This window comes from Candidatus Uabimicrobium amorphum (assembly GCF_009002475.1).
Lineage (GTDB): Bacteria > Planctomycetota > Uabimicrobiia > Uabimicrobiales > Uabimicrobiaceae > Uabimicrobium > Uabimicrobium amorphum.
This window is the reverse complement of record NZ_AP019860.1, coordinates 1,707,902-1,720,198: the sequence shown is the minus strand read 5'-3', so window position 1 is coordinate 1,720,198 and position 12,297 is coordinate 1,707,902. Positions and strand designations below refer to the sequence as shown.

Here is a 12,297-nt window from a genome sequence, read left to right as displayed (position 1 = left end):
AACTTTCGTTATCGGTAAAGTCAGGGTATGTATACGAATTCAGTTAACGCTGTCTAACAATTTACTGAGCTGCTGTACCTTCATTGTACATCCCCATTTCTCATAACAGGCGATGGATTGTTGCATGTACATTTTTGCTGTATCGTTTATTCCTAATTGAATATACAACTTTGCCGCTAGCTCGTTTGCTAAAGCTTGTTGATGGATAAAACCGTTTTGTTTTGCTATTGTAATTGCCTGTGGGTAAAGCTTCATCGCTGCGACAAAATTGTGCTGAACTCTAAGTATTTCGCACTTTACGATTAAGTACTTATGTTCAAAATTTTGCGAACAGTTATTTTTCCACGTGGTTAGTTTGGCAAAATTCTTTTTAATTCTTCTATTCAAGCGTTTTCGTGGCTTTTCTTGTGAATAAAGAGCTAATAATGATAAAGTAAAGTAATAATAATACTCTGGTTGCATAATTTGACCAAAAGCGCCATCTATATAGGGAAGAGAATTTGTGGCCACGTTAACCGCTTCTTGGTAGTTATTTTGTAAATAAAGTTTTTTTAATTCTAAAGTTTCTAACCATATGATTCCGGTGGTATTTTTTATTTTTTGTTGCTTGTTTCGGTAGTAGTTCAAAGTTAAGTTTTTACGTATTCTCGAAGGCGAGACATCGCTCATTTCGACAATAAATTTTTGTAAACCAATGGGGAAAAATTCTTGTGAAGTGAAGCTCACTTTTTCTAAAAAGTCCTGGCGAATATTGGTTTCCTCAAAGAGTTCTTGTAAATTTTTCCCAGAGAAAAAATAGACTTGTAAAGGGTGAACAGCGGCATAAGAAGCGAACATCAGATCTCCACCCTGTATACTGTATTTTTTCGCTTTTTGCAAATAGTGTAGATTTAATTTAAATTCTCGTGTCCAATGATTTACAACTGCTCCGAAGGTAAAATACACGCGACCAGTGTGTAATGGATTGTTGTACTTTTGACTTAGTGTAATCGCCCATTCCATAAAGTCACGCCCTAGAGTGTAACTACCTAATGTTTTTAAGTGTCCCAATAACATGGCAAAATATGCATAACCATTCGGCGAATCTACGGTAAAACCGTTTTCTATGGTGATGTTTACCATTTTCAGAGCGGTTAAAAAGGCATATAATTTACCACCGTAATAAGTGGTGTGCATGAATATCGAGAGTAGTTGTAAAGCAATTTCTTGCTCCTTGTCTTGCAGTTTACACACGTTGACAAAATAGTCCGGTGTGGTTTTTAACTTGCGTAAATTTCTTTTAATGCGGAAAAATTCTTTGCATAAAGTGAATAATACACTTCTCGATGACCAATGAATTCCAAGATAGCTCAGTCCTTTTTTTCCTACTTTGAAAGATTGATCCCAGTCGCCTATATGAGTGTACAAAACGACAAGGTAAGCGTGGATCTGCGCAATTTCTACTTTGTCTTTTGTATTGGCGATCATTTGCATGAACAGCTTTTCTGCTTGGCGAAAATTACCACTCAAGTAAGCCAATTCTGCTTCCTGTTGAGAAACTTGAGACATAAATTTAGTTTCAAGTTTTATCTGTTGGGCAATTTTTTGAATGTGCTGAATGTACATAAAAGCTTTTGTGTAGGACGCAGCATTTTTTGCTCTGATCGCCGCTTGAAAGTTGAACTTTGCTAGTTGTTTTTTTTCTTCGTTTTTCAATTGTGGAATACAGTGATTCCAGTGAACGGCTACTTTAGATGGAGATAAGTCATCTTGTCTAAAGTAGTATGAACCGATATCGTAATGAATTTGAGCTTTTGTTTTTTCGTCTATGGAGGCATGGATACTTTGATGCACTAAATCATGGGTAAACTTATAAGTATGTTCTGTCGATAAAGTATTCCACTGGCTTTGTGTTGCGACAATGTAATGTTGTTGCGTCGCTTCGTTGATAAAATCCGTTATACAATCCTGGTATTTACAAATAATGCCACCTAACATTTTTGTTGAAAAGTTTTCACGTAGACACGAACATATTTGTAGTAAATCTTGATATTCTTTGGGTAATGAGGTCGTTTTTTTACGCAAGGAATCTAAAATATCATTACTGAAGTTCAATTTTTCAATGATAGATAAATCCCAAGACCAAGTACGAGTTTCTTTTTCAAAGTACAACAGTTTCTCTCGGTAGAGAACTTCTAAAAGTTGTTTGACAAATAACGGATTTCCCATTGTTTTTTGAAAAATGAAAGAGCTTAAAAGTCGAATATTATTTGGTGTTGGTGAAAACAGATGTGTAAGAATTTTTTCTACAGCGAACAATGAAAGAGGAGAAAGAAATATTTTCTTTATTTTTATACCTTTCGCTGCGATGAGCTCTTGTAGATGCGCGGTCTTTTGGCAACTTGTTTCACTGTTACGTGAAGCAAAAATAAAAAATAGTTTTTGAGGATATTTTCCTAAAAATCTGCTAATAAGTAATAATGATGCATCGTCCGTCCACTGAATATCATCAATAAATACAGTGATTTTATTACTATTGGTAACAATAACGTCGAATAACTGCTCCATAACGAAGTAAAAGCGGTTACGAGATTCTTCGGGAGGAAGCGGAGACGAAGGCTCTTGTTTTCCTACTAAATTATCGAAATCTGGAACTACTTCGGCGACGACACTTACATTAGTGCCAAGAGCATCCATAATCATATTTCTCCACTTGGTTACATTTTGTGGTGAACTGGATAAGACTTGCCTACAGAATTTCTGGAGAATTTCTATCCAGGCATTGTAAGACGGTTGCTTGTTGTTTTGTCGGTATTTTCCGGTAAAGAAAAAGCACCCTTGTTCGAGTACGTCGCGCAGTAAGCTATTTACCAAATCAGTTTTGCCGATTCCAGGCATTCCATAGACCACAACAATTTCGTTATTACCGTCGAGAAAATTTTGCCATGATTTTTGTAACTGTTGATACTCCGATTTTCTTCCATACATTTTTCTCGGAAAAACCAGATTTTCGTATGCATCAGTTACTTGTAGAGTATCATTGTTTTTATAGGCTACCAAAAGTTGTGCAATTTGTGCAACACTCTTGTATCTATCATCAGGATTTTTTGCGAGCATTTTCATGATCATGCGTGAAAGTGCTGGGGGAATTTGCGGGAAAAGATCGTGAGGAGGAATCACTTTTTGCGAAACATGTGCAACGATAAATTCATAGACATTTTCTGCACTAAAAGGAAGTTTTGTGGTGAGCATTTGATAAAAGATAACGCCCAACGAATAAATATCTGTACGCTGATCTATGTTCACATTGTAATAGTCCGTTTGTTCTGGTGCAATATAGGCCATTGTCGATTTCGGGTTAACAAGAGCAATGGACATAGCTTCTGTTGGAGGAATCCAATCTACATGTGAACTGCCAAGAGTAGAAGTTATGCAGCTAAGGGTTAAATGTTTATATATCTTATTTTGCCGGTGAATTTTCGACAACTGCAAAGCTAGCTGTTGTCCTTGTTGTACAAATTGCTCTATGTTTATATGTGACTTAGGTTGTTCTGAAGTTTGATATTTACTGCGAATCAACCAATTGGGGAAAAATTTTGTAATTAAATCATCTAAATTTTCAATGGGAACAATGACAATTTTTTCGTCTTGGGTTTCAATATCAAAATAGTTATCTTTTGGTATTAAAAAGTATTCTATAAACGGTTCATGGCAAACAGAATTCGCCTGCGATATAACTTCAAGCTTTGTTTGGATGTGGGCAATCTTTTTTGTCGCGATATTATTATATTGTTTTGGAGTTAGTGATTCGTCCGGTATTTGGTCTCTTATAAATGCACCGCTTGCTACCATATTTGATGGTAAATTTAGACAATGCGGTTCTATTTTTTGATGACTGTCATGATGATAAACCTCCAATACGCCCTGTTCGCATAATTTGCGCAACGAAGAGATAAAAAAGAAAATAGTAAATGTAAAAGAGAAGCTTTGTCCTGTAACAGGACGATTTTTAAATTGAGATAGTAAAGAACTTCCCCACTCCACAGCCCAAGCTTCCAAATTTTTGTCTACTTCACTTGTTGGTAATTTGTATTTCGCCTGCCAGTAGTACTTTATGATTTTTCGGGCATCGTCTAAACTACGCGCTATGGATGTGTCGTATCCACTTCCTTGAATACGTTGATAAGGAAGGGGATTGTATGATGACATGCGCAATGAACTGAGAAGACCTACATTGTTAAACGCGACAACAAAATATGCGCGAAGTTGTCCTTGGGCAATGTTCTCTTTCCAGTAACGATAAGTATTGGATAATTTAACCAAACACTGGTTTTGCCATTTAGAGATATTGTCAGGGACACCTTGTAAACAAGATTCGTCGCTTTCTAACAAGGCAATTAAATTTTGTGTGTGATTGTCTGCAACAAAGTCAACGTATTTTTTTGTATACGGGGCTTCAATTTCAGAGGAAAGAGCGTACAAAAGACTAAAGCTCTTGTCTAATTCGTGAATAAGACGGTCTTTAACAAGAGGGTCTTCTGTCTCTAAGTATATTGTTGCATCAGCGGCAATGTTAAGAAAAGTTTCAGCTAGTTTCAAGAGGAACCACCCAAAATAAAAATTTGTTTATTGAGGCAAAACTAAAATTTTTTCGCAAATGAAATTGCGTTATTTGGCTGTATGAATTAACAAGCGTAAGGCACTGTAATGTTATTGCTTACATCTGATTTTCTTTGGGTCTAGAGAGCACCAGTCTTTTTTTTCATCTGTGTTTTAGGGATGGGATTTCCCTTATCTAAAGTTTATTAAATTTTGACTTGCTACCCTCAAGTAAATCTGAGCCAAAGTTTTTTGCAACTATTTTTGTAAGAGTAACTAGTGAAAGTGGTTTTTGGTACAAAGATAATTGCAATTCTTTTATCTCTTTCATTTGCTCTTCGCAAACGTTACTAGAGATAAGTATGAAATTATCTGCTAACAGAGGATGAAGTTTTTGAATTTGTAAAAAAAACTCTAGACCATCTGTTTCAGGCATATTTACATCGGAAATGATAAGATCTATTTGGTTTTTGGTTAAAATTTCTAGAGCCATTTGGGCTGAGTTGGCACATTGAACTTCACATCCTAAAACCATTAACATTTCCTTCATGTACAGAATAGTTAAATAATCATCATCTACTATGAGAATATCAATATTCATTCTTATCCTTTTCTGTAACCAATCGCGCTTTGCAATAATTCGACATTATCTTTGAAATATAATTTTTTCTTAATTTGTTCTCGAAAAAGTATGATTTTTTTTGCATTCAGATTGAGCAATTTTGCTATGGTTTCGATAGGACATCCATCGCCAATAAAGTTATATACTTTCTGTTCTTCTTCTGTAAGAATAAGCTTAGGGGAGAAAACGGATAAAGAATCACTCATAAAAAACTTTTTTATTATTTCTAACTTTAGATCTTCATCAATGTATATTTGTCCGTTTAACAGATTTCTAATTGCTTTTAACAATGTGGATGTTTTTTCTTTTTTGGGAATGTATCCTTCAATTCCTGCACCGACACACTGTTCGGCATAGGATATACCTTCGTAAATACTCAAAACTAAGATAGGAAATGTGTAACCAGCTCGCCGAATATTTTCGACAAAATCTAGTCCACCTATTCCTTTGAGGAATATATCTGCTATCATTAAATCTGGCTTTACGGAAGGAAGATGTTTTAGAGTCTCTTCAGAAGAGTTCGCCCTTCCACAAATTTTCAGATCATTCTCAAATTGAAAAATATTTTCTAACCCATCTTGAATAATAGGATGATCAACAATAAAAATTTGTTTTGCTTGGGGAGTATCCATAGTTTTAATCCTCATTTTTGTTTGAGAATACTCATATTTTGAATCCTCATGTTCATTTAGCTTTATTTAGTAAGCATCTCCATTTGTAATGTTTCCATTTTAATAGAATTATTTTTTTACGAAATAGGGAATTACCTACTTTTTGCTGCAAAAAAATACTAAAGTCATGTCGGAAATTTTCGGTGCTTATCCTAAATCTTGGCTTTGTACCCATTGAATAGCACTTTGTAGCAATTCAGTACCACTCTTTAAATTCAATTTTTCTTTAATTCGCGCGCGATATGAATCAACTGTTTTTATACTTATGCACAAATCGTCGGCTATTTTATGAGGGGAAACTCCCTGGCCAATTAGTTGGTAAACCTCTAATTCTCTGTCAGTAAGACGGTCTAAAGGTGAATCAGAGCTGGGATTCTTGTCAAAAAACTTGTACATGATACTATCACTAAGTTCACGGCTAACATAAATCTTACCTTGAAGAACTTGCCTGACCGCCTTTATCACTTCTTCTGTTTTTTCTTGTTTCATGATGTAGCCCTGCGCACCTGCGCGAATAGCTCTTTCTGCATAGAAAGATTCATTGTGAATAGAGAGTACCAAGATGGGAAGTTTGTGTCCTTTTTTTCGAAGAGTCTTGATCAAATCAAGACCTCCCATTCCCTGAAGAGATAAATCCATGACAGCCACATCAGGTTGTAGTTCATCTATAACCTCTAGTGCTTCATAATAATCAGAAGCCTCTCCACAGACAACCAGATCATCTGTTTGCTGAAAACTCATGGCTAAACCTTCGCGAACTACGGGATGGTCATCTATCAATACTACTCTTGTTGAGCTCATTTCTTCTCCTTCTTTCTTTTAAAAAGAGCATATAACATAGGTGTTTTTCTTTTTTCTTACAATTTGTAAATCTCCGCCTAAAACACCTGCACGATACTTCATAATATTTAACCCCATTCCTTTTTTAATATGTTCAGGGAAGCCTTTGCCATTGTCTCTTACCGAAAGAATGTTTTTGTCATTTTCTTTGTTAAGTGAAATAGAAATATTTTTAGCTCCACCATGTTTAATCGCATTGTTGAGCGCCTCTTGTGCGATTCTATACAATTGGTTGGCAACCGCAGGGTCTTTTATTTCTATATTAGAATCGTAGTTAAACTCACAAGAAACACGCGGTATTTTACTTGTATTATGTGCTAGTTCGCTTAAGGCCACTGTCAATCCATTGCTTTGCAAAATCATTGGATAAAGTCCTTTTGCCATTCCGCGAGTAGAGTTAATTGCCTCCGCCACGAGTTGAGAAATTCTTTCCATTTTAGTGGCTTCGTCTAAAGATTTTTCGGATAAGCTTCTTGCCAACGCTTCGCTGAGATACTTGATGCCTGTAAGTTGTTGTCCAAGTCCGTCATGCAAATCTTGTGCTACACGTTGTTGTTCTCTAGAACTAATTTCCAAAACTTCTTTTTCTAAACGCTTGCGTTCTGTAATATCGCGAATAATTGTTTGTATTCGTCCATCAGAAATGAGTTTCATGTTAAATTCTGACGGGAATAGAGTCCCATTACCGCGTTTCATTTGTAGCTCTGCACCTGTTGTTTTTCCCGATTCTAACTCTGCAAGATTTATAAATCTTTGCGGAAAGAAGTGAGATAGTTGCAATTGTAGAAATTGCTTTTTTTCATAGCCAAATATTTCACAGGCTCTTGAATTGACGTCGAGATAATTTCCTTCTTTATCAGATATTAAAATGGCATCTGATGCTTGCTCCATCAACAACCTGTATTTTGTTTCGCTTTGTTGTAATTCTCTTTGTGTTTGTTTCATGCCTTCGTAATACTTGGCATTTTCTATAGAAATAGCCGATTGGGTAGAGATCATCTCCAGCACTTCCAAACGATCAGGAGTGAAGACATCAGGAGTGAGATTGTTTTCTAGATAAAATATTCCCAAAAGCTCGTTTTGCTTCAAAATAGGAATACATAAAACAGATTTTAATTTTTTTGCAATAACGTAAGGGTCTGATTGAAACCCTCCTTCCTTAAAAGCGTCGTGGAGAACAACTTTCTCCATTGTTCTTCTTACAAAATTTACAATTGTAATAGGGATTTCTGCGCAATTATCCATCGGTATAGATTGCAGCATTGCCTTACTCTGATCGGTGCTTTGTCTCACCTCTATGAAAAGTTGATTGTCTCTATTTAAAATTAAAAATCCTCTCTCTGCTCCCGCATTTTCCAGAGCGATTTCCATTAGTCTTACCAGTAATTTATCCAATGATATTTCTCGCGAGATAGCCTGGGAGGCTTTGATCACAGTATTGATATTCAAATGTGATAAGTGACCTACCATTGTCGAAATAGTTGTTTCAATTTCGTGAGAGCGAAGCGTAAAATTGCTATTGTCTTTTTTGGGTAGTAAGGAAGTGTGTTTTCTTGTCAGATCGATGACTTTGCCAATAGCTCCCCATTTATTGTAACTGTAACAGGCCTCTTCTAAGTACACCCTGGCAATTTTTGCTTTTCCTTGTGCTAAAAAGAACTTAGCAGCCAGTTCGCAGGCAATTGCCTTATTTTGTGTGTATTTAGTTTCATCGGCTTTGTGAATAGCTTGTTCGTATAACTCGATAATTTTTTCTTTTTCATCGTTGTTGATACGCGCGATCTCTGCCTGTACCAGAAGGTATTTGTGAGAAAAATTTTGCGGACAATTTTTTGCCCATTTTTTCATTTTCTTCTGATTTTCTTGGAGTATTTTTTTGGATATGCGTTTATTCGCATGCGATTGTTTGTGATAAATGGCCGTTAAAGTCAAACTATGATAAAAGTTCTGTACAGGAACTTGCATGGTGCCAAATGAAATGCTGAGCATCTCTTGAGACTTTTGCGCCATCTCTAACGCCTGTGAATAGCGTCCGAAAATAAAAAATACCTGCAATTGATTGATGTAATGCCAATGCAGAGGCATTTGATTTGTCGCGGTTTGCATTTCCTGAAAAGTACTCTCTGCTTCTATATTTTGCATCAAGGCATTTTCTGGTACGTCCTGTAGGCTTTTAATCATTTGTTCGATTCCCCAGTACACGCGCACAGCGTCTTGAAATTTGAGTTGATCAAAAAAACGAGAATAATCTTTTATTTTTTGGGAAACTTCGTCCAAATTTTTTCCGGTGATGACCATTTTGTTTACCACGTAGGTTAGGGAAAAACAAGCAAACATTAAATCGCCACATTCTAATCCCGTATGGTAAGCCTTTAGAAGATAGTCAATGTCATCGATCGCATGTTGTTGCCAATGCCCAACTAAAGAACCAAATAAATTAAAAGCTTTGGTTTTTAGACGAAGATCTCCATATTTTTCGGCAACCTCTATGGCCAATTTACCGAAGTCATAGCCTTTTTTATAATTTCCTGATCCTGAACCGACAATGATTCCATAGCAGACATAAACAAAAGCAGAGATGGGGGTGTTTCCGTACTTCAAGGTAAGATAAAGCATTTTGAGGATACCCCAAGCCCATAGATTTGGGCTTACAAAAAATGTAGAAGGACTTATACTCATTAATAATTTCATAGCTGCTAGGGCATTGGGATCGACCATTTCTGGTAAATAGAGTAGTTGCTCTGTTTTTTTTCCACGCAGAAGCCATTTGACTTTGAGAACCTCTTGCAGGACAGTTCCTTTACCGGGAAGTTCCGGAACCTGTATGCCAAAAAATATTAATCCTTCTTTTCCAAGACTTAGAGCTTGCTGGTGTTCTCCCAAGTTTGTATGAAAGGTAATCTTAATGTTGTATATATCTGCCCTTTCTACGTTGCTTTTAACATGCAACAGTGACAGAGAAAATAATTTTTTCGCATTTTCGAAATTACCGTTCAAATGTTCACATTCTGCTGCTTTGCTATGGAGAGATAGAGTTAGAGGATAAAGGTTTTCCCAGGCATTCTCGGGTAGTAAAGTTCTTCCGGCGATAAAATATTCACATGCGGAAGAATACGCGGCGGACGACATGGCTTTTTTACCTGCCTGTAGATTGTATTCCACCAGTTGGAGTTTTTCATTTTGAGAAAGTAGATCCATTGCTAAATTCATATGATAAACAAGTTGAAAAATCATTTCAGGTGATTTTTGTGCTATAATTTTACCAATAGAAAGATGGATATCTTTTATGTACTCTTTCTCTATCAAAGAGTACGCTGCCTGTTGAATCTTGTCGTGGGCAAATCGAAATGAAATTTCTTCGAGAAATTCATCGCTTACAAAGGTAATATCAAAAGTTCCCACCGGAAAAATAAAGCCTTTTTTTACAAGCTCTTCTACATCATGTTTTATTTCGGTGATTTTTTGCTCAAGAACAGTCGCGAGGAGCTGCCATTTAAAAGTATTTCCGATTGTGGCTGCAACTTTTATCAACTCTAGACTAGAAGAGGGAAGTTTTGATAATTTCTCGGCCATAAATGCGACGACATTCTCAGCAACATTCATTTGCTGGATTTCCTCTAATGGAGCTTGCCAACAATTCGTTTTATCATCAAAGGTTAGTATACCGTCTTGGTATAAAGTGGTGATAAACTGCTTGACAAAAAAAGGATTCCCTGTGGTTTTGCGAAAAATTAATTGTGAAAAAGATTGCGATTTTTCAGAAGATGTGTTCAGAGAATCTGCGATCCACTTGTTTACATAGGGAAATGTCAATGGGGATAGAGATATTTTTTTTATCAAATGTTTTTGTTCTATACTTTCTAAAGTCATCGCAAGAGGATGGGAACCATCTATTTCATTATCGCGATATGCTCCCAATAAGAAGAGGTGTGGTAAACTATTGTCTATAAGCAATTTTAATAAATTCTGCGTTCCTGAGTCACTCCACTGTAAATCATCTAAAAAAATAACAAGAGGGCTCTCTTGTTGAGCAAGTGCACGTATAAAGTTGATAAAAACAACATTGAAGCGATTTTGCGACTCAGTACCAGGGAGTTTTTCTAAAGTAGGTTGCTTTCCTATGATAAGTTCGATTTCTGGGATAAAATCGATTAGTACCTGTCCATTATCAGCAAACGCTTTTAACAGTTTTCTACGCCAAAGATAAATGACTTCCTCATTCTCTCCTAGAATTTGAACGATTAATTTTTTGAATGCCGACTTAAAACCACTGTAGGGGACATTTCGTTCTTTTTGATCGAATTTTCCGGTAATAAAATAACCTTTTTTGGCTAGCACCGACTTGTAAATTTCATGGATAAGAGTAGATTTACCCGTTCCTGCATGCCCACAAACCAGAAGGGTCTCCATGCGGCCTTTGCTCACCTCGTTAAAACTATTTAGGAGTATTTCAAGTTCCTTGTCTCGCCCATATAGCTTTTCAGATAGTTGAAATCGTTCTGATATTTCCGCATTCTTGGGAACAAAAAGATGTATCTCGTTATCTCTCCATTTCGAAAAACAATCCTCTAGATCTAATAAAAGACCGCGAGCACTTTGATATCTTTCCTTTACTGTTTTTGCCATAAGTTTGTCGACAATCAGAGATAGTGATGGAGGAATGTCTTCTATTTTATGAGGAGAAGGAGCTACCTTAGCAATTTGGGCATGCATCAATTCCAGAGCGTCTTTACCAGAAAAGGGCAAACGACTTGTTAGCATTTGGTAAAAAGTGATGCCCAGGGAATAAAAATCTGTGCGGTAGTCCAGGCCGCGATTTATCCAGCCGGTTTGTTCCGGCGACATGTAGGCCAAAGTACCTTCTAGTAACTTAGGATTGCGGACTTGAGGAACTTCTCGCGAAAGAAAAGTGGAAATGCCGAAGTCGGCTATTTTGACGTCGAGATTGTCATAGTTGATAATGATGTTACTTGGTTTGATATCCTTGTGGATGAGGTTATGTTTGTGGATATTTCCCAAAATTTTTACAATGGCAATTGCAATGGGGAAAAAAATATCAATAGTGATTTTTTTGTCAGCGATTACTTTAGAAAGAGGAACGCCACCAAAATCTTTTAGGACGATAACTAGGCTATTTCGATATTCTACTAGATCAACTACTTCGACAATTCCGTCGATGTCCAAGTTTTTTACGATTTCATATTCTCGTCTAAATCTAGCTAAGGCCCTTCTAGAAGGGTACTCGCCTTTTAGTGATTTAAATATCAACGCCTGTTGGTTTTTGTATCCTTTGAAGACCTCTGTCTCTCTCCCTTCATAAATCCTTTCCGTTATTTTGTAGCCTTGAAGAGTTAACATTGTAATAGATCCCACTTATAGTAATTAGATTTCTTAGGTTGAAAATAAGCATAATGAAAGATTATAAGTAAATATACTGTATTTATTTGCAAAAATAAATACAGTATATGAATATATTCAAGAATATGTTTTGATTTTCAAATTGAAAGCTTCGAGGTGATTGTTCGTCGTTGATAAAAAAATGACTGTCAGGGGAGGTTTTATGAAAATGCAATACTTTATATGAGT

5 protein-coding genes are annotated in these 12,297 nt (G+C 36.2%); all 5 read right to left on the bottom strand.

The features are described 5' to 3' along the window. Positions 1–39: 39 nt before the first annotated feature. On the bottom strand, positions 40–4,578 hold the full coding sequence (locus tag UABAM_RS06055) for an ATP-binding protein (protein WP_151967107.1): 4,539 nt from the start codon (positions 4,576–4,578) through the stop codon (positions 40–42). A gap of 196 nt (positions 4,579–4,774) precedes the next feature. Then, entirely contained in the window at positions 4,775–5,179 is a 405-nt protein-coding gene (locus UABAM_RS06050; protein ID WP_151967106.1) for a response regulator, read from the bottom strand. 2 nt (positions 5,180–5,181) lie between these two features. Continuing rightward, the gene (locus UABAM_RS06045) at positions 5,182–5,832 is read right to left on the bottom strand and encodes a response regulator transcription factor (protein WP_173013159.1); all 651 of its coding nucleotides are present in this window, start codon (positions 5,830–5,832) and stop codon (positions 5,182–5,184) included. 186 nt (positions 5,833–6,018) lie between these two features. Continuing rightward, entirely contained in the window at positions 6,019–6,672 is a 654-nt protein-coding gene (locus UABAM_RS06040; RefSeq protein ID WP_151967104.1) for a response regulator transcription factor, read from the bottom strand. Positions 6,673–6,690: 18 nt separating this feature from the next. Further along, positions 6,691–12,069 carry an AAA family ATPase gene (locus UABAM_RS06035; protein WP_151967103.1) on the bottom strand — a complete coding sequence of 1,793 codons (5,379 nt, stop codon included), beginning with the start codon at positions 12,067–12,069 and terminating at the stop codon, positions 6,691–6,693. Between the last annotated feature and the right edge of the window lie 228 nt (positions 12,070–12,297).